The organism is Microvirga sp. KLBC 81, assembly GCF_003075415.1.
Lineage (GTDB): Bacteria > Pseudomonadota > Alphaproteobacteria > Rhizobiales > Beijerinckiaceae > Microvirga.
The window spans coordinates 1-23173 of record NZ_QDAH01000006.1; the positions used below are offsets into that span (position 1 = coordinate 1).

A 23173-nucleotide genomic window follows, 5' to 3' on the forward strand; every position below is an offset into this window, starting at 1 on the left:
ATCACCGATCTCGGTGTCTTTTCCATCGACAAGAAGGGCGGCTCCGGCATGACCCTGATCGAGCTCGCCGACGGCGTCACGGTCGATGAGATCAGGGCCAAGACGCAAGCCGAGTTCAAGGTCGCGCTGAACGGCAAGCAGGCGGCCTGATCCGTATCATACTGACAGTGTACTTTCTTCAGAGGCGGCTTGTCCTTTAAGCCGCCTCTGAACGTTTCTTGCGGTCCTCTTGTGTACGGCCGCCATAGCCCCAACTCTCTGCAGGAACTTCATGGAGGACGATGTAGGTTTCGTCCCTAAGGTCAGGGCCGAGAACCTCTTTCAATAGGGCCATCTCATCCACAATGAAGCGCGCCTTTTCCGAAGGAGAGTTGGTTCCTGCAGTGATCATCGCCTGGACATGAGCTGCTACGGGGGCTGCTTCGTTCCCGATGCTCCACCCGCCAGGCTGCGCCTGCTCCACCAGTACCGCCGTCAAAGACGGATTCTTGCCTAGCACCGAGCTCATCAATCGCGTTGTGCCTTCCTGAAGGGCGCGAACCTGATCGCCATGAAGGGAAGGAGCGAGGATCGTCAGGCGAATAAACGGCATGGATCTCTCCTTGGTCTTGCCAATTGCTCAAGAAGATTAGGGCAGCGTGACTGTTTCGAAAAATTGATTATATTGATCTGAATGTTTGGAATTTCAGAACGATCATGCCCATCAATCTTGAGACGGATGTTCTGCGCACATTGATTGCGATTTGCGACAACGGCGGGGTCAATCGGGCTGCAGGCATAATTGGTCGCTCCCAATCAGCCGTCAGTTTGCAGATCCGGAAACTGGAACAGCAAGTCGGCACTGCGTTGTTTCAGAAGAAAGGCCGTCGATTGGTTCTGACGGAGGCAGGGGACGTCCTTCTCAATTATGCTCGACGGATCCTGGTCTTGAATGATGACGCAGTCAGTGCGGTCAAAGGACTTGCCATTGAGGGAAGTGTTCGGTTCGGCATGCCGAGCGACTTTGCCGAAACCTGGATGCCCACGGTGTTGGGGCGCTTCAAACGGGTTCATCCCGATGTCCACATTGAAGCGAAAGTGGATCGCAATGTTGCGCTCTTGGAGGCGCTCGATGCGGGTAAGCTCGATCTGGCTCTGGTGTTTGGAAGCAGTCACCGTCCCGACGCAAAGCTTCTCGCAACGCTACCCATAGTTTGGGTTGGGCCACAGGGCGACCAACCATCGCGCCAGGGCCGGGATGCCGTTCCCTTGGTTCTCTTCGAACCTCCTTGCCTGTTTCGAGAAGCAGGTCTGGAAGCCCTCAACCAAGCCGGTATTCCATGGCGAGTCAGCTTCACGACTCACAGCCTTGCAGGTGCATGGGCTGCCGTAGGATCCGGTTTAGGCGTGACACCGCGCTTGGAAATCGCACTGCCTTCGCAAGTCAGGGTTTTGAGAGAGACAGCACTGCCCGCGATGCCGACGATTTCTCTGGCGCTCCATAGCAGCCGACATTCTCTGTCTCCCGCGGCTCTGCGGTTTCAAGAGAGCTTGCTGGAAACCTTTCCTTTATGAGCTGGATGTTTCCGCAGCCTTTGGCTTGGCCTCTGCGCTCCGCACGAGCTGGATCACCGGAACGAGGCCGATCAGCACGATGAGCAGTGCGGCCAGAGAGCCATCTTCGAAGCGGCCGCGCGAGGCATACGTATAGACCTGGGTTGCGAGTGTCTCCGTATTGAGCGGCCGTAGCAGCAGAGTTGCCGGCAATTCCTTGATGCAGTCCACAAAGATCAGAAGCGCGGCACTGGCGAGCGCAGGGCGCATCAGCGGGATCTGGATGTGCCAGACCATCTCCTTCCGGGATGCGCCCAGCGTGCGCGCGGCATCTTCGAGACTTGGCGAGACGCGATCCAGCCCTGCCGAGAGCGAGCCCGTGGCAATCGACAGGAAGCGCAGCACATAGGCGATGATGATGCCACCGGCCGTTCCCATGATGAGCAGGCCGAGACGCTCGCCCGTGAGGCTGCGCCAGAGCGCGCCGATCAGCGAGTCGATCTTTACCAGCGGAGTCATGAGGCCGAGAGCCAAAACGGTGCCGGGCACCGTGTAGCCGAGGCCTGCCACGAACAAGGTGCTCTTCGTGAGTGAGGATTTGGCAATGCGTGCGGCGGAGACGAGCAGGGTCGCCACCGCCAGCACCGCGAGAGTGGCTGTGACAGAAAGCCCCACAGTCGTCAGGAGATGTTCGAGAAATTCTTGATCGAGCTGATTGACGAGGCTTCCGCGCAGGATCTCACGAACCAGGAAGACAAGCGGCAGGACGAAGCCGAGGAAGACCGGGATAGTGCAGAGCACCGTCGCGAGCCATGCGCGACCGCCGAAGAGAGGCGCAGGATGCACCACGCGTGAACGCTTGGCGGAGGTGGCATAGCGCCGATCCTTGCGGCCATAGCGTTCGATCAGGATCAGCGCGACGACGAGGGCGAGCATCACGCAGGCGATCTGCGCTGCGCCTGCAAGACTGCCGCGATTGAGCCAGGTGTTGTAGACGGAGACGGTCAGCGTGCGCACCCCGAGATATTCGCTCGCGCCGATGTCGTTCAACGCTTCGAGCAGCGCGAGCGACAGGCCGACGGCCAGGGCAGGGCGGGCGAGGGGGAGCGCGATGACGCGGAAGAGCTTGAGACGGCTCGCGCCGAGCACGCGGGCCACTTCCAGCATGCTCGCGCTCTGCGTCAGGAACATCGCGCGCGCGGCGATGTAGACATAAGGGTAGAGCACGGCGGACATCACGACAATGCAGCCGTAAAGCGAACGGACTTCCGGAAACCAGTAATCGGACCGCAATTTCCAGCCCATCAGATCGCGCAAGGCCATTTGGACGAGGCCCGCAGAGTCGAAAAGCTCCACGTAGATGTATGCCGTGATGTAGGTGGGCACGGCGAGCGGCAAGGGCAGAAGCCACACCAGAATATTGCGGCCAGGAAAGCGATGCGCCGTGACGAGCCAGGCGGATGTAACGCCCATGGAGCCTGCAACGACGGCGATGCCTGCAAGCAGCGCCAGCGTATCGACGATGCTCGCCGGCAGCACATTCCGGATCAGATGAGGCCAGATTTCCGCATCGCCCTCCGCCGCGATTCCGATCAGCGCCGCGATTGGCATGAACACAAGCAGCCCCACCGCCGCCACGGCGGCGGAGAGCCACCACGGAATGCGCTTGGCCGTGCGCCAGGGGCCGAAGCGGAAGAGGGACGATGCTTCTGCGGTTGCTTTCAAAGCGAAATGGCGCCGCCGTCGCCGGCGGCGCCTCCTATGAGTGTGGCAGCTTCAAGAACTGCTCTTAGGCCTTATTGATCGAAGCCGACTTTGTCGACCAGTTCGCTGGCCTTCTTACGCAGCTTGGCGATCTCCGCAATCGACACGTTGTCCGCCTTGAGCTCGCCGAAGGAGGCGATGGTCGGATGGATCGCGATGCCGGCCTTGATCGGATATTCCGAGTTGGCTTCGGCATGGATGCGCTGCGAGTCGTTGGAGACCATGAACTCCATGAACTTCAGGGCATTCGCCTTGTTCGGCGCGTGCTTGGCGAGAGCAAGGCCGGAGACGTTCACGTGGGTGCCGCCGCCCTGGAAGGTGGGCAGGATCACGTTGATCGCCTCGCCCCACTTCTTCTGCTCCTCGTCCTTGCCGTTGCGCATGAGCGAGACGTAGTAGGTGTTGCCGATGCCGATGTCGCAGACGCCGGCCAGGATGTCCTTGGCCTGCTCGCGGTCGCCGCCCGACGGCTTCTTGGCGAGGTTCGCCTTCACGCCCTTAAGCCATTCCTCGGCCTTCGCCTCGCCCATGTGAGCGATCGCGGCGGCGATGAGGCTGATGTTGTAGAGATGCTGGCCCGAGCGGATGCAGACCTTGCCCTTCCACTTGGGATCGGCGAGCTCTTCGTAAGAGATCTTGTCCTGCTTCACGCGGTCCTTGGAGGCATAAACCACACGGGCGCGCAGCGCGATGCCGAACCAGTGACCTTCCGGATCGCGGTAGGCGGCAGGGACCACCTTCTCGAGCGCTTCGGACTTCACCGGTTGCGTCACGCCGTAGTCCTTGGCGGCCTGCAGGCGACCGATATCGACAGTCAGGATCACGTCGGCAGGGCTGTTCTCGCCCTCGGTGCGGATGCGCTCCTCAAGGCCGTTATTGATGAAGATCGTGTTGACCTGGATGCCGGTCTCTTTGGTGAACTCGTCGAGGACCGGCTTGATGAGGCCCGGCTCACGGGTCGTGTAGATGTTCAGCGCTTCCGCGGCGGAGGCGGAGAACGTGGAACCAGCCAGGGTGCCGAGAGCGGCAGCGCCGAACGCAAGGCTGCGTGCAAATTGCATTGTCAGCATCATCAAGATCCTTCACCAAGTAGAACAGGTTCAAGACCTGTCCCGGATGGCTGCAAGAACCATGATGGTGATGTCCGGTCAAGGAAAATGTAAGCTAAAACAATAACTTATAGGACTTCTAAACTGGATGTTGTTTGGAGGCATTCTAAGCTGAGGCCACCTGTCGAAGGAACGGAGTCTCTGCCGTCGCATTCTTCAGTCGTGCGATCTCTGCTTCCATCATCTCCATGTTCTTGAACATGCGCTCGCTCGTCAGTCGCAGGAAGTAGAAGCCGAATTCGGGATTCTGGAAGTAGAGCTGGCGAACCTCATCGTAGGAGATGTTCAGCACTTCGCCGTCTTCCAGGCATTCGAGAGTCTGGGTGCGCCTGTTGTCGGGCGACATGAAGCCCATCTCGCCCACGACCTGTCCCTGCACCAGCTCGATGTTGAGTTCCTTCAGGCGGTAGCGGCCGGCGAGGGTGTAGAACATGCAGGTGGCGCTATCGCCTTTTGCAAACAGGATCTCTCCCGCTTTCACCGTGCGACGGGTCATGAACGGCTTGAGCCATTCCATGGAGAGATCGCTTTTCGATGCCTGCTTCACCTGTTTGATCAGCCGGATCATTTGGTAGAGCCGAACCGTGTTGAGGGGGAGGAGGATCAGGTTGACCGTGATGCTCGGATAGGCCCGCATGAACACCGCATAGGTGAGCGATACCGCGTTCGTGGCAATGCCGACGCAGCGCAGGGGAATGATCGTGCGCATCGCGCTGCCGGTGATGGCGAGAATGGCCGCCAGCCATGCCAGTCCATCGAGCCAGGTCATTCCGTCGAGCCAAGCCAAAGCGTCGGTCCATGTCATGAGATGCTCCCCCTTATGCATTCCGTAGCGTCATATACCACTAAGCGTCACCGTGGCGACAGCTGTGCTTTGGCGCACCTGGAGGTAGCTCAATCGGTGTTTCGCCCATGAAAAAGGCCCCGCTGGGAGCCTTGGGTCTTTCATGGATCTGCCTTTAGGCGATGCTCAGGGGCTCGCCGCCGGGCGCCGAGGCACAAGTCGGTCAGGCACGCTTAAGCCCTGACGCTGAGGCTGCTGCGCATTCGTGGTTGGGCCCACGGCGGTACGGTTCGGCACGCTGCCTGTCGCGGATGGAGGCGGAGGAACGTCCGTGCGAGGCAGCACGCCCTGGGGTGCAGGGGAGATCGAACATCCACCCAGTGCCAGCCCGGCGAAGCAAAGAAGAGAAAAGATCATTTTCTGACGCATGATATATTCCCCAGTTCCGCTGCATAAGCTAGGCCGTAGATGCGCTAAGTCGAGTCCTGGCGTGCATCCGATATTCCTTGAATGGGGCTCCCCCGCAAAGCAGCGAGACCTACTTTTAAGAGTGGTTTCAATTCCGCAACCAAAGAGGAGCACATGGGGCCTCATTGCTGGACGGTGCGCACATGGTCATCTGGCAAAGAGATAGGCCGGCTTGCGGGAGCGGCGTTGATGCTTGCGGTCTTCGGCGGGGCAGCCGAAGCCAAGTGCCAGGACTCGCCTGGGCCCGGCGCCGATTGGTCGGGATGTTCCAAGGCACGCGTCATGCTGAGCGGAGAGGACCTGACCGGCACGATTTTCCAGCGATCGCTCCTGACCGCGAGCGATTTCGGAGGCTCGAAGATGGTGGGAGCCAATCTCAGTGAGACGGAGATCAGTCGTGCCCGCTTTGAGAAAGCCGATCTGTCGAAAGCCAATTTCACCAAAGCACTAGGATGGCGAGCGAACTTTGCCGAGGCCGTGTTGACTGAAGCGAATTTCGCTTCCGCCGACATGAATCGTTCGAATTTTGCAAAGGTTCAAGCCTCGGGCGCCAACTTCCTGAAGTCGGAATTGAATCGCTCGGACTTCAGCGGCGCCAATCTCGAACGCGCCGATATGTCGAAGGCCGAACTGGCCCGAGTAATCTTTCAGCAAGCGAATCTGCGAGGCGTGAATTTCAGCTATTCCAATCTTTCCCGGGCGCATTTGGAAGGCTTGGCGCTTCAGGATGTGACCGTGTCTGGGGCCTACCTTTACCTGACGCAGCTGGGTGGTGCTGATTTGACCGCTGTAAAAGGCCTGACGCAGGCGCAGATCGACATGGCCTGCGGCGATGAGCGAACGAAGCTCCCCACGGGCCTCTCGGCTCCGAGGACGTGGCCATGTCACACTGACGAGGATTGAAAGACCCACAAGCTGAAACAAAGCGTCAGCTTAACCGTTGGATTCCGCGAGGATTCGAAATGCGAGTTCTCTGATTGACTGGAGTGGGCCCAAGGTGACGACGCTCAAGGAATTCGAGGACGCCCTTCGCGAGCAGGGCATGCACATGGCTCTGGCTATTCTGGAGAAACTGCGTGAGCGGGACCGAGTGACACGCTCAGTGGCACCGGCGCGCCGCATCGCCGGTCGGAAGATGACACCTGAACTTGCCCGCCGCATTCTCGAACTCCATGCGACCACGGAAATGACCCAACAGGAAATCGCCTTCGAGCTTGGGGTCAACCAGGGGCGGGTCAATGAAGTCATCAAGCGCGGTAAGTGGCTGAGCGAGGATCCTGAGGCTCCTGAGGCCGTTGCACGGGACCGCGCGAAAGCCAGGATGACAAGGGCAACCGCACGGAATACGTCCAAGGGGCAGAAAACCAATGCCGCTTCATTCTCCGGTGCGAAGAAACGGAAGAACGGTGCCAGTCCTAATCAGGCACAGCTTATCCTCGGCGATCTGTAATTCGGTTTAGGTCGAAGCTCACCGGAGAGCACAGTCGTGCCGCACCATCTCCTCATGGATTTAATGAGCTTTGCCAGAAAAAACCCTGCCCGGAGGGCAGGGTAAGGATTCTCCTCGCCTTCGGAAACTATCCGAAAACATTGTAAGTGGGACACATCGTAAAGAACTTGTCAAATTATTTATTGTAATCGCCCTTGAAAATCTTCGATTTCAAGGAATATAAGCGTAAACCGCCATAGTCTACTCAAAAGTAGTACTACTTTTTTATCTTTCAGAATTGTCGCGCTGCTACAGGGTGTTGCAGATCTGTCATAGCCTTCTTCTGTGGTGCCTCCATAAACTGCCCTGGTTATCCCCTCGCACAAAGGATGGCGGTTATGAGGACATATCTTGTTAGTTTACTTGCCGGGGCTGCATCCGCCGCGCTTCTAGCGTCGGCTGCTTCCGCGGCGGACTTGCCGGCGCGCGCTGCGCCGCCAGCACCGATTGTGGCGGCTCCTCCAATCTTCACCTGGACGGGCTTCTATGCCGGTGTGAACGCCGGCTGGGGCTGGCGCGACGACGATGAAGAATCCGTAATTCTGACGGGCCCTGGCATTCCGGCAGGCCTGACGGGTACGCTGGAGTTCGATGATGGCGATGGCGGCTTCGTCGGTGGCGCCCAGATCGGCTACAACTATCAATTTGGCTCGTTCGTGGTCGGTCTCGAGGCCGACATCCAGTGGGTCGATAGCGACGATGGCGGAGATGCGGTGTTCGTCCCGGGCCCGGGCTTTGCCGGCACCTTCGTGCCCGGCGAGTTCGAGAATGATGAGGATTGGTTCGGCACGGTGCGCGCCCGCGCCGGTGTCGCGTTCGACCGCGTTCTGATCTACGCCACCGGCGGTCTGGCCTTCACGGACGAGAATACCGGCTGGACGGCCGGCGGTGGTGTTGAGTGGGCCCTGCCGGTGACCTGGTTCGGCTCGTCGGCGGTCACCTTCGGTGTGGAAGGGCTGTGGGTCAGCATCGATGAAGACGATGATGACGGCCGCATCGGGACCTTTACTCCGGTTGGCGGAGCGCCAGTCGATGTGTTTCTGCCCCGAGACAACGACGACAGCGACTTCTTCGTGGCTCGTGCCAAGCTGAACTTCAAGTTCGGCACCTACTAAGATCCGTCGCGGCCGCGACAGACAAGGCCCGGGGAAACCCGGGCCTTTTATTCTGCCTGCTTGAGGCATGCTCAACAAAACGGCCGCGACCGGTCCATTTTGGGATCCTGGTCGCGGCCGCGGCCCGTGTTTGCCCCCACGGAAGCTAAGCCCTAGACCGGCGAAAGGTGACCTGAATGAGGCGCAGCCTAGGAATAAAATTTTTTCAAAAACTTTCGGAACAAAATCGGGAAACGTGCGTTGATATGCAACTCCGGTCCTTTTTGCCCCTACGGCCGGACACCTCAGAGCACCCTCCGGGTGCTCTTTCTTTTTCCACTATATCTCTGATCCTCCATGAAAAAGCCAAGCTTCGTGGGCTGCACATTAGCCGTAGGTCCGCTCGTCGGCGATGACCTTGCCGTCGTTGGGAAGAGTTCCCGGAGCGACAAGCGTGACGATGCCCTTGAGCTTGGTGATGGACTGAAGCGTGGCTGTCACGGCTGCGACAAGATCGTCCGAGGGTCCTGTGCATTCCGCGACAAGGGTCATCACATCGGTTTCGTGCTCCCGCTCGACGAGGAGGCGCAGGCGCCCGAGTTCCGGGTGACGACGGCCGATCTCCGCAACCTGCTCTGGGCGCACGAACATGCCCTTCACCTTGGCCGCCTGATCGGCCCGGCCCAGCCAGCCCTTGATCCGCATGTTCGTGCGTCCGCATGGGCTCAACCCCGGCAACACAGCGGTGAGATCGCCAAGCGCCAGGCGGATGAACGGATGATGCGGATCGAGGGTGGTGACGACAATCTCGCCGACCTCGCCCTCGGATACGGGATCGCCTGTGCCAGGACGTACGATCTCCATGATGATGTCCTCGTTGACCACAAGACCTTCGCGGGCGGAGGTCTCGTAGGCGATGAAGCCGAGATCCGCCGTGGCATAGGCCTGAAAGGCTTCGATGCCATGTTCCGAAAATTTCTCTTGGAGCGATTTCGGAAAGGCGGCACCCGACACGAGCGCCCGCTTGATGGACGAGAGGTCTCGACCGGAGGTCGCGGCGCTGTCGAGAAGAATCTTCAAGAAATCCGGCGTGCCGCAATAGGCATTCGGGCGATAGGCCTCGATCAGCTCGAATTGTTGCTCGGTGTTGCCGGGACCAGCGGGAATGACGGCGCAGCCGAGGGCGCGGGCGCCGGAATCCATGATGAAGCCGCCCGGCGTCAGGTGATAGCTGAAGGTGTTGAGAACGACGTCACCGCGGCGAAAGCCTGCAGCAAAAAGCCCGCGCGCAGTGCGCCAGGGGTCTGTCACAGCCGCTTCCGCTTCGAAGATTGGCCCCGGGGATGTGAAGAGCCGTCCGAATGAACCGGGCGCCTCTGCAATGAACCCCCCGAAGGGCAGGGCGGATTTCTGAAGCGTGGAGAGTTCACCTTTGCGCAGCACGGGAAGGGTGGCCAAGGCCTCACGGCTCGTGATGCTGGCCGGATCGATGCGCTTCAGCCGCTCCGCATAAGCCGGAGCGGCTGAAGCGCGGCGAAGGATATCCGGGAGGCGACGAAACAGATCGGCCTCCCGATCGGCCGGGTTGCGCGTTTCGAGATGATCGTGATGGTCTGTCATGTGACTGATCGAACTCCCCTTGCTGAGCGACTTTCACAATGCGCAGCCAGGCACGACGAAAGGCGTGCAGCGCGGCTGTCTTGATCAAGTGGCAGACTGCGTGCCTGGCAGGGCAGGCGTTTGAGCCGGAGCTTCGCCGAAGCGGTTGGCACCCGGCGTGCCCCCTAGGAATGAAAGATTTGCGCTGTGAATCTGGATATTCGCAGTCCTGGGGATGCTAAGAATATGGTCTCTCTTAGGTCAAGCATGTGGTATGTCATTCCTGTGGGCTTACGCCAGCCAGCGTTTACGACGCTTGTAACTCTTCACGGCGCGGAATGACTTGCGGTCGCCTTCCGAGACGCCGAGGTAGAACTCCTTCACATCTTCATTTTCGCGCAGAGACTGTGCCGGACCGTCCATCACCACGCGGCCAGTTTCCAGAATATAGCCGTAGGTGGCGTATTTGAGCGCCATGTTGGTGTTCTGCTCCGCGAGCAGGAAGGACACGCCTTCGCTTGAATTGAGAATACGCACGATCTCGAAGATCTCCTCCACGATCTGCGGCGCAAGGCCCATCGATGGCTCGTCGAGCAGGATCATGGAGGGGCGGGACATCATCGCCCGGCCGATGGCGCACATCTGCTGTTCGCCGCCGGAGGTGTAGCCTGCCATGGATGTGCGCCGTTGCTTCAGGCGCGGGAAATATTCGTAGATCGCCTCCAGATCGCGGCGGATGGCGGCGTTGCCGTCCTTGCGCGTGAAGGCGCCGGTCAGAAGGTTTTCCTCGATGGTGAGGTGGCCGAAGCAATGGCGGCCCTCGAGAACCTGAATGCAGCCGCGCCGCACCAGTTCGTTGGGAGAGAGCTTGTCGACGCGTTCGCCCTTGAACTCGATCGAGCCTTTGGTGACCTCGCCGCGCTCGGCGCGCAGCAGGTTGGACACGGCCTTCAGTGTCGTCGTCTTGCCCGCGCCATTGGCGCCGAGCAGCGCGACGATGCCGCCCTTCGGCACGGTGAGAGAGACGCCCTTCAACACGAGGATCACGTGGTCGTAGACGACCTCGATGTTGTTCACCACCAGAACAGTTCCCACAATTTGCGGCTGGCCTTGTGGTTGCATTTGAGCGGCACTCGACATCGACGAATCCTTTTCGGTTTTCCTCCCCTTTGTGGAGAGGGCCGTGCCTTGATCTTGTAAGGCGCTTTCTTGGTCATGGCCGGGCTCGTCCCGGCCATCTCGATAAAGAAAAGCGCAACGCCTTGCCGATCGAGATCACCGGCACAAGGCCGGTGATGACGAGGGGCTAAATCAGCTTGCCTTGTCGCAGGCTTCCGTGCGCTTGGGCCAGCCGGTGTTCTTCTCGGCATAGTCCTTCGCGGCGGCATCGAGCTGAGCCTTCACGCGATCGGTCATCGGCTCGATGGGGTTCGAGATCTTCACCCATTTCGTGCCGTCCCATTCCTGCATGAAGGCCGGACGGTGGCCGTTGTGGTCGGCGCAGGAGAGAACGAGCTGATCGGTGAAGCCTTCAAGGCCAAGCTCCTTCAGGCGGGCGGGATCGAGCTTGATGTTCTCCATGCCGCGGCGCACGTCTTCGCCGGTCACGGCCTTCTTGCCCGTGAGCTTCTGAGCCGTGGCGATGGCTTCCGCTATCAGCAGCGAGTTGTAGACGCCGCGGTTGTAGAGAAGCTCGCCGACCTTGTCCTTGCCGGCTTTGGAGAGGCCCTTGTCGACCACGTGCTTCTGGATATCCTGGAGCGCGGGGAAGTTGGTGCCCACCGCGTGCCAGTTGAGCATCTTGAAGCCCTTGGCGCCTGCGCCGCCGCTGCGCGCGTCATCCTCGCTTGGCCACCACACGGAATAGAACTTGTCCATGGGGTAGCCGGAGCGCACCGCTTCCTTCACGGCTGCGCCGTTCATGGTGCCCCAGCCCCACATGATCATGTAATCGGGCCGGTCGCGACGGGCGCTGAGCCATTGCGAGGACTGGTTCTGCATGTCCTGCGCGGCGACGGGATAAAGCGCCACCTCGAAGCCGATATCCTTCGCCATTTCCTGTAGCAGCGGGATCGGCTCCTTGCCGAAGGCGGCATCGAGATGGATAAAGCCGATCTTCTTGCCCTTCAGCTTGTCGAGGCCGCCTTCCTTCTCGCCGATGTACTTGATGATCATCGACATGCCGTCCCAATAAGTGGCCGGCGGGTTGAACACCCAGGGGAAGATATCGCCGCGCGCCGAAGCCGAGAGGCCATAGGCCATGGAGAGGATCGGGATCTTGTCGACGGATGCTCGCGGGATGAGCGGAAGCGTGATTCCGGTCGACCATGGATTGACCATGACCGGGTTCTTGCCCTTCACCGCCTCATAGCATTCGACGCCTTTCTTGGTGTCGTAACCCGTCTCGCATTCTTCGATGACGAGCTTCACGCCGCCGATGCCGCCATCGCGCTGGTTCAGCATCTGAAGATAATCGTGCATGCCGTCGGCGATGTAGGTGCCGGAGCCCGCGAAGGGACCCGTGCGATATGTGAAGAGGGGAACGTAGATCGAATCCTGCGCGAAGGCAGGCAGCACGGTTCCGGCGAGAAGGGTCGCGGCGATCAGTTTAAGGCTCAGTTTGCGAAACGACATGTTTTCGTTTCCTCCCGTTGTTGTCCGGCTTCACGCCGGATTTTTCAGTTCCCGTCTCCTTTCAAGCCTGCCGTCAGTAGGGGAACGGCCAGACCAGGAGCTTCTGCTTGCCGATCTGCCAGAGCCGCGCGAGGCCGTGCGGCTCCACGATCAGGAAAAAGATGATGAGAGCACCGACGATCATGAAGCGCAGGTGCTCGATGGTGTCCGCCCCCACCGAGATGCCGAAAGGCGAGAGCAGGGCGGGCAGCACTAGCCCAAGCACGATGGGCATGATGAAGATGAGCGCTGCGCCGAAGAAAGAGCCGATGAGGCTGCCCAGTCCGCCGATGATCACCATGAAGAGGATAAAGAAGGACTGGTTGATGTTGAACACGTCGTATTCCGCGCCACCGTACCAGAGGAAGACGAGGAGCGCGCCCGCGACACCGCAGTAATAGGACGAGACGGCGAAGGCGAGGAGCTTCGTCTGAAGCGGACGGATACCCATGAGTTCGGCCGCCAGATCCATGTCGCGGATCGCGATCCACATGCGCCCGATGCGGCCATGAACGAGGTTCGAGGCGAGCCAGGTGAGCAGGATGACGATGGTGAGCACCACGAGATAGCGTGTCTGGGGCGTGGCGGTGGCGCCGACGATCGGAATGCCGAAGAGGGTGCGAAGCGGTGCATCGAGTGCGCCCGAGACGTTGTAGTTCACGAGCCACGGGATGCGGATGAAGCACCATTGCAGGAAGAACTGGGCGGCGAGCGTCGCGACCGCGAGATAGAAGCCCTTGATGCGCAGCGACGGCAGGCCGAACAGCGCGCCGATGGCGGCGGAGAAGAAGCCGGAGACGAAGATCCAGACGATCACGTTCACCTCCGGAAAGGCCGTCATCAGCTTGTAGCAGGCGTAGGCCCCCACGCCCATGAAGGCGCCCGTGCCGAGCGAGAGCAGGCCGGTATACCCGGTGAGGATGTTCAGCCCGATGGAGGCGAGCGAAAACACCAGGAAGGGAATCATGACCGCCTGGAGGAGGAAGCTGTTGCCAAGGAAAGCGAGGGCATAGGCCGCCAGGATGATGATGCCGAGGCCGATCCTGTCCTCGCGCAGGGGAAAGATCGCGGAGTCGCTGACGTAATTCGTCTTGAATTGACCGGCTTCGCGGTAGAGCACGTCAGATCTCCCTTAAATCCGTTCGATGATCTTCTCGCCGAACAGACCTTGCGGCCTGTAGAGCAGGAAGAGGAGGGCGATGACATAGGCCAGCCATGTCTCGACGCCGCCGCCGACCAGCGGCCCCCAATAGAACTCGCCGATCTTCTCGCCGACGCCGATGATGAGACCACCGATGATCGCGCCTGGAATGGAGGTGAAGCCGCCGAGAATGAGAACGGGCAGCGCCTTCAAGGCGATGATCTGGAGCGAGAACGACACGCCCGAGCGCGCGCCCCACATGATGCCGGCGACCAAAGCCACGAGGCCTGCGGCGAACCACACGATGACCCAGATCTGGTTGAGCGAGATGCCCACGGAAAGCGCAGCCTTGTGGCTGTCCGCCACTGCCCGCAGCGCCCGTCCGATACGGGTCTTGGAGAAGAACACCGCGAGCAGGCCGATCATGATGGAGGCGATCACGGCTGCGGCGATGTCGAGATGCTGCAGACGGATGGAGCCGCCGAGCGCATCGATCTCGGTGGTTCCTTGAGGCAGGAGGAGGGCGTCCGTGATCATCTCGCGCGGATTGCCGCCGAAGATGAGTTCGCCGAAGCCGATCAGCAGATAGGTCAGGCCGAAGGTGGCCATGAAGAGGATGATGTCGGGCTGGTTCACGAGGGGGCGCAGCACCACCCGTTCCACCACGATGGCGAGAACGAGCATTGCTGCTGCCGCAAGGATCAGTGCCAGGAATGCCGGGACGCCTTTTTCGTAAAGACCCACCAGGATCAGGGCGGCGAACACCACCATGATGCCTTGAGCGAAGTTGAACACGCCCGAGGCCTTGAAGATCAGCACGAAGCCGAGCGCGATCAGCGCATAGAGAACGCCCGAAACCAGCCCTTCCCAGAGCGTCTGGATCAGCAGATCCGGCGCCTCGCCCATGAAGACGAAGGGTTCGACGAAGACTTTGTAGAGAATGTCCATCGACTGCCCCTCAATGCGCCACGCCGAGATAGGCGTCGATCACGCGCTGGTCGCGCTTCACCTCGTCCGGCGTGCCGTCCGCGATCTTGCGGCCATATTCCAGCACGACCACACGGTCCGAGAGGTCCATCACCACGCCCATGTCGTGTTCGATCAGCGCGATGGTGGTGCCGTATTGCTGGTTCACCTCCAGGATGAAGCGGGACATGTCCTCCTTCTCCTCGAGGTTCATGCCCGCCATGGGCTCGTCGAGGAGCAGCAGGTCCGGCTCCATGGCGAGCGCACGGCCAAGTTCGACGCGCTTCTGCAGGCCATAGGGGAGGCGGCCTACGGGAGTTTTCCGGATGTGCTGGATTTCGAGGAAATCGATGATCTCCTCCACGAACTTCCGGTGCTCGACCTCCTCCTTCATGGCCGGGCCATGGCGGAAGAGCTGCCAGAAGAAGTTCGACCGCATCTTGATGGAGCGGCCCGCCATGATGTTGTCGAGCGTCGACATGCTCTTGAAGAGCGCGACGTTCTGGAAGGTGCGCGCGATGCCACCCCGCGCGGCCTCGTAGGGCCGCATCTTCGGGCGCTTTATTCCTTTAAAGGTAATGCGGCCTTCGGTGGGATAATAGAAGCCGTTGATGCAGTTGAGCATCGAGGTCTTCCCGGCGCCGTTCGGACCGATGATGGCGCGGATCTCGCTCTTGCGGATGTCGAAGGACACATCCGTCAGCGCCTTCACGCCGCCGAAAGCCAGAGACACGTTCTCGACGGCCAGCAGCACATCGCCCTTGGACAGAACAGGATGTTCGGGCGCTCTCATTCGGCGGCCTCCGGGATGAGAGTGGTCTTTTCAATGGGATAGAGCTTCATGTCCCTGATCTTCACGCGCGCGGAGATCACGCCCTTGCGGCCATCCTCGAAGGTGACTTCGGTGGAGATGTCGGCCTCGGGCGAGCCGTCGTAGAGAGCTTCGATCAGAGGCGCATAGCGCTCGGCAATGAAGCCGCGGCGCACCTTCTGCGTACGGGTCAACTCGCCGTCGTCTGCATCGAGCTCCTTGTGCAGGATGAGGAAGCGCTTGATCTGCGCGCCACCCATGCGCGGTTCCGCGGCGAGCGAGCGGTTCACCTCGTCCACGTGCTTCTCGATCATCTCGTAGACGCGCGGGTGACCGGCGAGTTCCTGGTAGGAAGCGTAAGTGACGCCGTTGCGTTCGGCCCAGTTGCTCACCGCCACGAGGTCGATATTGATGAAGGCAGAGACGTAATCCCTTCCATCGCCGAAGCAGACGGCTTCCTTGATGTTGGGATAGAACTTCAGCTTGTTCTCGACGTATTTGGGCGGGAAGAGCGCGCCATCCCGCATCTTGCCCACGTCCTTGGCGCGGTCGATGATCTTGAGATGCCCATTGGCATCGAAGAAGCCGGCGTCGCCCGAATGCACGAAGCCGTCAGGTGTCTTGGTCTCGGCGGTCTTCTCGTCATCCTTGTAATAGCCGATGAACACGCCGGGCGAGCGGTAGAGCACTTCCCCATTGTTGGCGATGCGGATCTCGACCTGCGGGGCAGGGCGGCCCACGGTATCGGCGCGGATCTCGCCGTCCGGCTGCATGGTGATGTAGACGGACGCTTCCGTCTGTCCGTAGAGCTGCTTCAGGTTCACGCCGATGGAGCGGTAGAAGCGGAAGATCTCTGGCCCGATGGCCTCGCCTGCCGTGTAGCCCACTTTCACGCGCGTCATGCCGAAGCGGTTGCGCAAGGGCGCATAGACCAGCACGTTGCCGATCTGCCAGAGCAGGCGGTCCCACGCGCTGACGCCGGGCTCTCGGTTCAGGATCTTCTCGCCCACCTTGTTGGCGTGCTTGATGAAGAAATGGAACATCCGCCGCTTCAGCGCGCCCGCATCCTCGATGCGCACCATGGTGAGCGTGAGAATGCTCTCGAACACGCGCGGCGGGGCGAAGACGTAAGTGGCGCCGACCTCCCGGCGATCCTCGGCCACCGTTTCAGGGCTTTCGGGGCAGTTCACGCAGAGGCCCGCGAGGAAGGCTTGGGCGTAGGAGAAGATGTGATCGCCCACCCACGCGATGGGCAGGTAGGCCATGATCTCGTCCGTCTCGTTCAGATTGTCGAAATCGCAGCCGATTCGGGCCGCCGCGATCACCGCATCGGAGGTGAGCATCACGCCCTTGGGGCGGCCCGTGGTGCCGGAGGTGTAGAGAATAATGGCAAGGTCCGAGCCTTTGCCGTTCTGCAGTTCACTCTCGATCTTTTCGGCTTCCCCAGCATCGGCTAGCCGCGCACGTCCTTCCTCAATCACGGAAGCGATGGAGTGCAGGCGACCGTGGTCGTAGTCGCGCAGGCCCTTGTCCTCGTCGTACAGGACATGCGCCAAGCGCGGCAGCTGGTCCGAGACAGCGAGCAGCTTGTCGACCTGCTCCTGGTCCTGCACGGCGGCATGGGTCACCTCCGCATGGCTAAGCACATAGGCCATCTCCTCGGCGATGGAATCCGCATAGACCGGGATCGGGATGGCACCGAGCCATTGGGCGGCGGCGATGGTCCAGTAGAGATGGGGACGGTTATAGCCGATGATGGCGATCTTGCCGCCACGCTGAACCCCAAGCGCCTGAAGGCCGGAGGCATAGGCACGGACGATGTCGTAAACTTGCGCCCAGGTCCAGGATTGCCAGATCCCGAGATCCTTGTGACGGAATGCAGTTCGTTGCGGGCGAATGCGAGCATTCCGCGCCAGCAATTTGGGGAACGTATCTTCGCGCGAGTCCGCAGCCGCCGTCACCGACGTCTCCTCCCTGGACACCGCATGGCTCCAGGAGCCTGCGGGTTGGCCTCGTTTCCTCTATCGCGCGGTTGTTGTGGCCCGCGCTTTTATCCGGTCGATCGCCGGCTGCCCTTGTCGAGCTTTATGGGAGGTATTCTGTCGTGCCGGTTCGGCGTCGGCAAGGCGCAGGCCACCAATACCATGGACTAATATACGGCCAGGCGTGCTTTCGGGCAGGCCCCTTAGCCTGATTCAGGCTTATGGCACCGCCGTGAGGGCCGCGGGCTCGATCTCCTCTGCCCTGACCAGACGCTCAACGCCGACCGTGTTCTTCACGCGATAGAGACGTTCGTCTTCATTCTCACAAATCAGGCAAACGATGCAATAGGTGCGGTGATCCGCGTATCCGGAGGAGGGGCGGGTGATCCGCACAAGCTGGCCGATGTGAAACGTGTCCTGCTGCATCAGCGCCTCCTACATCATTGTCGATGTGACGGCACGGGCATGAATGAGGCGGAGGTCGCTCAGGCCTGCTTCAAGTCCCGTGTCAGGTCGGATCAAGGATGATCGCTGTGGCGACACGATGGCAATGGTTAAAACCGTCGCACGATTCGCATTCTCATCCGACGCCGATCAGGAGAGCGTGAAGGCATCGAGCCTGCATTCACATAGGCTAGTTCTTGGCAGACGGGTGTCATGCAGAAAGGCAGGATCCTGCCTTTCCGGGCCAATCATAGGAAAGATCGGGCTTAGTATGCAGGCTTGGCTGGTGCGCCTCCAGGAGGTGGATTGGCGGGCGCGCTGTTGGAGGGATTGTTGGTGTCTGTGCTGCCGGTCTTGTCGGGACCATCCTCACCGCAGGCAGCAAGGGCAAGCATCGCAGCGAAGGGTAGGATCAATCGAAGCCGCATGAGTGTCTCCTTCTGTGGAGCGTCAACTCCGCGCCTACGGGATGGTTCTAACGGACTATCTTATCAAGATCGGCTGCGGCATTCCTGTCGGCCACTGTCAGACAGCCTGGCTTGAAACGAAAAAGCCGCGTCCCGGAGAAATCCAAGAACGCGGCTCACGCCGTGTAAGCCCCCATACACGGCAGTGTTTTTATTCATTCGATTGGTCAGTTTGGTTGAATTGGCCCCTATCGATAGTGTGGTTGTAGCTGAAAACTCACCCGAAAGAATTAGGTGAAACTACGTAGTCTACTGCTACGCTTTGCATGCTCTTGGGGCATTTTCTGCAAGACGGCCAAGCTTTACTTGGATGGTCAAAGCCTTTGCTCGCAACGTCAAGTCGTCGCCAGAAACGTAGGCCTCCTTCCATGGTGCATTGTTCGATTGGGCGGGCTGAGACAAAAGGCCCTGGAGTGCGTTGTGCTGGCTATGAGCAAACGCAGAGGCCCTCATGGATCCGGAGCATCGTACAAACATCTTGACCGTAGCAGGCTTTGCTGCCGGCGTACTTGCTCTTGGAGCACTGATTACGGTCATGCTGGTCTATGGCTGAACGATACTTTCTTCTTCTTGTGATTCCGCAAGGGGAGGTGCATACGGCCAAGCCGTGCCAGGAGGGGGCAAACCTCTCGACAGAAGAGGCACGGGCAGCAGGATGCGTTTTCTATTGATAGCTGTTGGAATAATCGGCTGTTCACTGGCACCGGCCAAGGCGCAAGGCTGGGGCACTCGGAACGATTGTCCTCCCGACACTCGCCCGAGCGGCCCACTCTGTCTGGTCAACATTCCCGGCTCTCTGCGCAATCCTGGAACATGTCCTGAGGATTACGTCAGCACGGGACGACGGTGTGTATCGTGTCCTCGCTCCCAGGAAGGAATGGGTCAGGATCAAGACAGCCTGACCGGCAGGATATCAGCCAAGTCATGGTGGAGAGTTTTGTGTGGAGAAGTGACGGGATGCCAGCCTAGCGCATCGTGCGGAAAAGTGGCCCCGGTCTTCCGCCTGAACGATGCTCTCATTCAAGGAGAAAGCATCGGATTGATCCCAAGAGTGCAAGGCCGCTTTTCAGGTCCGAGCCTCTAGCGTGTGACCGGACGATCGGTCATGAGAAGTGTGGCTTGGCTCTTGTAGTTGTAATCGCTCTGTCACGCCGGCTATAGGTCCACGGTTCGTCTTGGCAGTTCCGGCCAAGGGCCCCAAGATCATTCTCGAACGTCACCCGCTTCAGTTCCGAATTCGGGCACTTCCCTTCATATGGGGACGAGATGGTACCCAACCGGGAATAGCATTGTTGCCCCGCGCCATGAGCCGCTCCTGCGCAGGCCATGACCAAGGTGGTCAGAACGGCAACCCTCAGCATCTTGACCTCGTGCAACATTGTGCCTGTCCTGGGAGGGTTGCGCTTGCGATCGAAGCACCACCCAACAGCAATCTTGCATACGGCAACCTTGGCCGCTAACGCAAAGTGAGTAGCGATTCAGAGGAGATTTCTGAGACGAAGGCATGAGACTATTCTATCGGAATAAGAGGCAGGAAGAGTTCAGGCCTCAAGATGGCGACCTCAGGTGCTGCCATGCCTCGATTTTACATCGATCTTCGAGGTCATTTTGGAATAAGAGAGGATCTCTCTGGAACTGAGCTGCCCGATGTAGCCGCGGCCCAGAGCGAAGCGCTTAGGATTGCCGAAGAACTCTTGAGCAGTTGGAGCGGAATGCTCCCCAGCTACTACGATGAAATTACGATCGAGGTGAGGGGAGAGGATCTCCACCCGATCATCATGATCCCTTATTCAGAGTTCGTGAAATACGTTGAACTGGTGCGGTCAGGTAAGTCTTCGAACGGTCATCACCTGTTTGAATCGCTCACGCTTCACATAGACTCTCCCTCCGCGCCATCAGATCAACGGCAGTCATAAACCCTCAAAGAGCGCTCACGCTGGAGCATCGGACCCAAAAGTGGATTTGCACTTTTGGGTCCGATGCTTTCTCCTTCGAAGGGAGCATCGTCCGGGGCGGAAAACCGGGGCCACTTTTCGCTGACGCGGACCTTCGGTTCCGCACGATGCGCTAGAGCGGCGCAAAACCGGGTCCGCTTTTCGCTGACGCGGCCCTTCGGGTCACGGGCGTGGCCCTTCGGGTCGCTGACGCGGACCTTTCGGTTCCGCACGAGGCGCTGGGGTCAATGCACTTCTCGTCTCCTCGCCTCAATCAACGGGCGGCGCATGAGTCAAGCCTCGCGGCTCACCTCGGGCCTTGCGCTTCTCCAGAGCCGGATTCGCAAAGGGCCGGAGCGGCCACGGATGGACGTCTGGAACGCCTCGTCGAGGATGCCTGCATCGAAGACCGAACAAGCGTCTCCCGCCGCATCGAAAAGATCCTCGCTAAGGGCAACATCCGCTCGGTAATGGGCTGCGACTTCCATGAGCCGGCTTGCCACGTTCACTGTGTCACCGGTGGCTGTAATGTGATGATGACTGTCACCGCCAAGGCGAGAGGCAACGATAAGTCCGTAGTGCGCTCCAATCTTGAAGCCGAGTTGGGAGGAAATCGACCTTGGTAATGTTGCGAGCCATGCATTTGTGCGAGAGCATAAGCGAACGCAGGCCTCGACGGCATGGCAGGCATCTCGCAGATCAGGCTCGGGAAGACCGAATATGATCATGGCGCCGTCTCCCATGAAGCTCGCGACAAGGCCGTGACACCCCACGACCTCCTCGTCGACCAGCTCGTGAAACTCCCTGAGGACTTCCCGGAGTTCATTGGGGTCTAGAGTCTCGCTCAAGCCTGTGAAGCCGGACAAATCAATGAAGATGAGAGCCGCTTCCTGCTGGAGGGGCTGGGTCAGAAAGTTCGGATCGCGCTTCAGTCGATCGGTAAGGCTCGGCGGCTGGAAATGCCGCAACGTGCGGCTTTCTCGGGCGAGATCTTCCGCATGCCGGCGATCAAGCCAAAGGCGCGTGGCACCGAACAAAACAGCCGGTGGTACGGTGGCGGCCAGAGGGAGGGTCGCGCTGAGCCAAATGCCGTAGGTGAAGGCGACGGTGGTCAGCCCGATCCAGAGGAGAGCAATCAGTGCGATGATGGTAAAGCTGAGTGTGCTGCGCCGCCATGCCAGAAGCAGCACAGCAAGCGCAGGCAGAATGATGGCTATTGCCACGTCAACGAGTCGCACACGCCGGTCTCTGATCAATCCATCGCCGGTCGTCAGATGCGCAATGGCGGTCGCCATGACTTCCACGCCGGGCAGCACGGGGTCGAAGGGTGTCGGGAAAACGTCCCCGCCTCCGGTAATCGTTGCCCCCACCACCACGATCTTGCCGCGTACCGCTTCTGCCTTGAATTCGTCCGCGAGGACCTCGGTCGCGGAGATTGTGCGGATCGAACCGCGTGGGCCGTAGAAACGAAGCGGTAGCGAATATCCAAGATCCGTTCTGACCGAACGGCCGTCGAGCTCGACATGATTGGGTTCGATCACAGGGTTCTGGTCGGATGCGATAGACGCTGCTCGCAGGGGAAACGATGGCAGGAGCTGATCGCCTGTACGGACGAGGAGGGGGACATGCCGCGGCACTCCCGAAGGATCCGTCGCGACGTTGACTGCGCCAACCGCTGCAACCTGACGCAGAGGGGAGATAGGAAGGAACAGGTTCCGCGCTATCGGTATGCGATCAAGTTCACTGCTGCCATAGCTGAAGACAGTCTGGATCGGGCGGTCGAAAATGCCGGCAGCCGCAAGAACGCCCCGTGTTCCCGCAAGAGCGGTCGCAAGGGCTTGGTCCATCTCTCGCGGACCGGGGTCAAGGAAAAGAAGATCCATGGCAACAACCTTCGGCTCTAACCGTCCGAGCTCCTCGACGAGCCGAGCAATCACGCGACGAGGGAGCGGGTACGCGCCCGCTTGCTGTACCGTCTCGTCGTCAATGGCTAAAATGACCACCGAATCCGGAGCAATCCTCGGCCCTTGGACGAGAAAGCGAAGATCGGCGAGCGGAGCTTCGATGCGGTCGAGAACCGAGATGTCACCGCGCCAGTGAACCAAGGCCAGGCTGCCACCCCACAGGATTGCCAAAACCATTGCCAAGAGAGTGGATGACTGGCGTCTGGCGTCCATCACCGGATTTGCCGTCCGAAACGCCTCAAGAGAGCATTGGCTCGTTCAGTGGACCAGCGCCTGACCGTCAGTGGCGCTCTTCCAGAGTCCACGTCAACGCCTTCGCCGGGTCCCAGCTCGACACCTGTACGAGCATTGGAGCGCCGGACTGCCACGCGGCCGCTCAACACAAAGACGGCTGTCTTCCCCTCCGCCACATCGACAGCCCAATGTGTGCCGCGTACGGCAGCGATGGCCACGGGTGTCCGGACCTGAAATCCGACTCCTTTGGACGAAGGTTCCGCTTCAATGAGAAGCGCCCGATCACGCAGGTCGACCTCGTCCGGACGGCCGTCTCTGTCACGGTCCACGAGCGCGTAGTCGGCGCCGGATTCGGCCTCAAGCTGCAAGCCGTCCTGGCAGCGCAACACTTGTCTGGTGGGAGAGCCCGAACGCTGCAGCGTGCATCCAGAAACCTGTGCCTGAGTTTGGACAGGGATGAGGAAGCCTCCCAAAGCAGCAACCATTATCAACCATCCTCTCAACCAGGAGGCGCTGGTTCCATCGCCGACCGATCGGGGTGTCATGTGGCACCTCCCTGTTCATCACCGGCTCCAGGGACATTATCTGCTCTTAGCTCGGCAAGAACGCATGTGAAAATTCGGATAGGGGCCGCCCGGGTCACCCCTGGCTGACGGCCGCGTGCGTCGCCCGAAAAGCAGCACCGAAGCGCTCAGCAATTTGCTGCCGCCAAGTCGC

The 23173-nt window shown here is 60.0% G+C and carries 20 protein-coding genes and 1 pseudogene; 6 read left to right on the forward strand and 15 right to left on the reverse strand.

Features of this window, described 5'->3' with window-relative positions; translation table 11 throughout:
• Positions 1-150 (forward strand): annotated as a pseudogene (locus DC522_RS35775) (succinyl-CoA--3-ketoacid-CoA transferase); the annotation flags it as partial.
• Positions 151-196: 46 nt separating this feature from the next.
• On the opposite strand, the gene DC522_RS06165 reads toward DC522_RS35775, so the two are convergent.
• Positions 197-592, reverse strand: a complete 396-nt coding sequence (locus DC522_RS06165; RefSeq protein ID WP_116527830.1) for a tautomerase family protein — start codon at positions 590-592, stop codon at positions 197-199.
• Between the two features lie 104 nt (positions 593-696).
• On the opposite strand from DC522_RS06165, the gene DC522_RS06170 reads away from it, so the two are divergent.
• Positions 697-1554, forward strand: coding sequence for a LysR substrate-binding domain-containing protein (locus DC522_RS06170; protein ID WP_116527831.1), 858 nt, complete (start codon positions 697-699; stop codon positions 1552-1554).
• On the opposite strand, the gene DC522_RS06175 is transcribed toward DC522_RS06170, so the two are convergent.
• The 3 genes from DC522_RS06175 to DC522_RS06185 form a co-directional block, all read right to left on the reverse strand.
• Positions 1549-3258 (reverse strand): iron ABC transporter permease, encoded by a 1710-nt coding sequence (locus tag DC522_RS06175; RefSeq protein WP_245444003.1) that lies wholly within the window; start codon positions 3256-3258, stop codon positions 1549-1551. The genes DC522_RS06170 and DC522_RS06175 overlap by 6 nt on opposite strands.
• A 71-nt stretch (positions 3259-3329) precedes the next feature.
• Complete coding sequence (locus tag DC522_RS06180; protein WP_116527979.1) at positions 3330-4358, reverse strand: Fe(3+) ABC transporter substrate-binding protein; 1029 nt, start codon at positions 4356-4358, stop codon at positions 3330-3332.
• Positions 4359-4512: 154 nt separating this feature from the next.
• Positions 4513-5175 (reverse strand): Crp/Fnr family transcriptional regulator, encoded by a 663-nt coding sequence (locus DC522_RS06185; RefSeq protein WP_116527980.1) that lies wholly within the window; start codon positions 5173-5175, stop codon positions 4513-4515.
• 525 nt (positions 5176-5700) lie between these two features.
• On the opposite strand from DC522_RS06185, the gene DC522_RS35385 reads away from it, so the two are divergent.
• The 3 genes from DC522_RS35385 to DC522_RS06200 all read left to right on the forward strand — a co-directional run bounded on the left by DC522_RS35385 (position 5701) and on the right by DC522_RS06200 (position 8262).
• Complete coding sequence (locus DC522_RS35385; RefSeq protein WP_116527832.1) at positions 5701-6561, forward strand: pentapeptide repeat-containing protein; 861 nt, start codon at positions 5701-5703, stop codon at positions 6559-6561.
• A gap of 94 nt (positions 6562-6655) precedes the next feature.
• Positions 6656-7108 carry a sigma factor-like helix-turn-helix DNA-binding protein gene (locus DC522_RS06195; protein WP_245444007.1) on the forward strand — a complete coding sequence of 151 codons (453 nt, stop codon included), beginning with the start codon at positions 6656-6658 and terminating at the stop codon, positions 7106-7108.
• Between the two features lie 377 nt (positions 7109-7485).
• Positions 7486-8262, forward strand: coding sequence for an outer membrane protein (locus DC522_RS06200; RefSeq protein ID WP_116527833.1), 777 nt, complete (start codon positions 7486-7488; stop codon positions 8260-8262).
• A gap of 366 nt (positions 8263-8628) precedes the next feature.
• Here DC522_RS06200 and DC522_RS06205 read toward each other — a convergent pair whose 3' ends face one another.
• The 9 genes from DC522_RS06205 to DC522_RS34670 form a co-directional block, all read right to left on the reverse strand.
• The gene (locus DC522_RS06205; RefSeq protein ID WP_116527834.1) at positions 8629-9861 is read right to left on the reverse strand and encodes a phenylacetate--CoA ligase family protein; all 1233 of its coding nucleotides are present in this window, start codon (positions 9859-9861) and stop codon (positions 8629-8631) included.
• A 270-nt stretch (positions 9862-10131) separates the two neighbouring features.
• Positions 10132-10980 (reverse strand): ABC transporter ATP-binding protein, encoded by an 849-nt coding sequence (locus DC522_RS06210; protein WP_116527835.1) that lies wholly within the window; start codon positions 10978-10980, stop codon positions 10132-10134.
• A gap of 171 nt (positions 10981-11151) precedes the next feature.
• Entirely contained in the window at positions 11152-12474 is a 1323-nt protein-coding gene (locus DC522_RS06215) for an ABC transporter substrate-binding protein (protein WP_116527836.1), read from the reverse strand.
• 73 nt (positions 12475-12547) lie between these two features.
• Positions 12548-13633: a branched-chain amino acid ABC transporter permease gene (locus DC522_RS06220; protein ID WP_116527837.1), complete on the reverse strand. Its 1086-nt coding sequence runs from the start codon at positions 13631-13633 to the stop codon at positions 12548-12550.
• A 12-nt stretch (positions 13634-13645) separates the two neighbouring features.
• Complete coding sequence (locus DC522_RS06225) at positions 13646-14602, reverse strand: branched-chain amino acid ABC transporter permease (RefSeq protein ID WP_205769521.1); 957 nt, start codon at positions 14600-14602, stop codon at positions 13646-13648.
• Positions 14603-14612: 10 nt separating this feature from the next.
• Positions 14613-15413 (reverse strand): ABC transporter ATP-binding protein, encoded by an 801-nt coding sequence (locus tag DC522_RS06230; protein WP_116527838.1) that lies wholly within the window; start codon positions 15411-15413, stop codon positions 14613-14615.
• Positions 15410-17392: a long-chain fatty acid--CoA ligase gene (locus DC522_RS06235; RefSeq protein WP_245444009.1), complete on the reverse strand. Its 1983-nt coding sequence runs from the start codon at positions 17390-17392 to the stop codon at positions 15410-15412. The genes DC522_RS06230 and DC522_RS06235 overlap by 4 nt, the downstream gene beginning before the upstream one ends.
• A 240-nt stretch (positions 17393-17632) precedes the next feature.
• On the reverse strand, positions 17633-17839 hold the full coding sequence (locus tag DC522_RS06240; RefSeq protein WP_116527839.1) for a hypothetical protein: 207 nt from the start codon (positions 17837-17839) through the stop codon (positions 17633-17635).
• A 284-nt stretch (positions 17840-18123) separates the two neighbouring features.
• A complete protein-coding gene (locus DC522_RS34670; protein ID WP_165820065.1) occupies positions 18124-18285 on the reverse strand; it encodes a hypothetical protein in 162 nt (53 codons plus the stop codon).
• A 1592-nt stretch (positions 18286-19877) separates the two neighbouring features.
• On the opposite strand from DC522_RS34670, the gene DC522_RS06245 reads away from it, so the two are divergent.
• A complete protein-coding gene (locus DC522_RS06245) occupies positions 19878-20240 on the forward strand; it encodes a hypothetical protein (protein ID WP_116527840.1) in 363 nt (120 codons plus the stop codon).
• Between the two features lie 311 nt (positions 20241-20551).
• On the opposite strand, the gene DC522_RS06250 is transcribed toward DC522_RS06245, so the two are convergent.
• Complete coding sequence (locus DC522_RS06250; RefSeq protein WP_116527841.1) at positions 20552-22435, reverse strand: CHASE2 domain-containing protein; 1884 nt, start codon at positions 22433-22435, stop codon at positions 20552-20554.
• A complete protein-coding gene (locus DC522_RS06255; protein ID WP_165820066.1) occupies positions 22435-22941 on the reverse strand; it encodes a FecR domain-containing protein in 507 nt (168 codons plus the stop codon). The genes DC522_RS06250 and DC522_RS06255 overlap by 1 nt, the downstream gene beginning before the upstream one ends.
• Between the last annotated feature and the right edge of the window lie 232 nt (positions 22942-23173).

Excerpts from the sequence above, each read along its gene's own strand:
- DC522_RS06165 (WP_116527830.1), bottom strand. The coding sequence starts at position 592 with ATGCCGTTTATTCGCCTGACGATCCTCGCTCCTTCCCTTCATGGCGAT.
- DC522_RS06170 (WP_116527831.1), top strand. The coding sequence starts at position 697 with ATGCCCATCAATCTTGAGACGGATGTTCTGCGCACATTGATTGCGATT.
- DC522_RS06180 (WP_116527979.1), bottom strand. The coding sequence starts at position 4,358 with ATGCAATTTGCACGCAGCCTTGCGTTCGGCGCTGCCGCTCTCGGCACC.
- DC522_RS06185 (WP_116527980.1), bottom strand. The coding sequence starts at position 5,175 with ATGACCTGGCTCGATGGACTGGCATGGCTGGCGGCCATTCTCGCCATC.
- DC522_RS35385 (WP_116527832.1), top strand. The coding sequence starts at position 5,701 with ATGGGGCTCCCCCGCAAAGCAGCGAGACCTACTTTTAAGAGTGGTTTC.
- DC522_RS06200 (WP_116527833.1), top strand. The coding sequence starts at position 7,486 with ATGAGGACATATCTTGTTAGTTTACTTGCCGGGGCTGCATCCGCCGCG.
- DC522_RS06205 (WP_116527834.1), bottom strand. The coding sequence starts at position 9,861 with ATGACAGACCATCACGATCATCTCGAAACGCGCAACCCGGCCGATCGG.
- DC522_RS06210 (WP_116527835.1), bottom strand. The coding sequence starts at position 10,980 with ATGTCGAGTGCCGCTCAAATGCAACCACAAGGCCAGCCGCAAATTGTG.
- DC522_RS06215 (WP_116527836.1), bottom strand. The coding sequence starts at position 12,474 with ATGTCGTTTCGCAAACTGAGCCTTAAACTGATCGCCGCGACCCTTCTC.
- DC522_RS06225 (WP_205769521.1), bottom strand. The coding sequence starts at position 14,602 with ATGGACATTCTCTACAAAGTCTTCGTCGAACCCTTCGTCTTCATGGGC.
- DC522_RS06230 (WP_116527838.1), bottom strand. The coding sequence starts at position 15,413 with ATGAGAGCGCCCGAACATCCTGTTCTGTCCAAGGGCGATGTGCTGCTG.
- DC522_RS06240 (WP_116527839.1), bottom strand. The coding sequence starts at position 17,839 with ATGCAGCAGGACACGTTTCACATCGGCCAGCTTGTGCGGATCACCCGC.
- DC522_RS34670 (WP_165820065.1), bottom strand. The coding sequence starts at position 18,285 with ATGCGGCTTCGATTGATCCTACCCTTCGCTGCGATGCTTGCCCTTGCT.
- DC522_RS06245 (WP_116527840.1), top strand. The coding sequence starts at position 19,878 with ATGGCGACCTCAGGTGCTGCCATGCCTCGATTTTACATCGATCTTCGA.
- DC522_RS06250 (WP_116527841.1), bottom strand. The coding sequence starts at position 22,435 with ATGGACGCCAGACGCCAGTCATCCACTCTCTTGGCAATGGTTTTGGCA.
- DC522_RS06255 (WP_165820066.1), bottom strand. The coding sequence starts at position 22,941 with ATGGTTGCTGCTTTGGGAGGCTTCCTCATCCCTGTCCAAACTCAGGCA.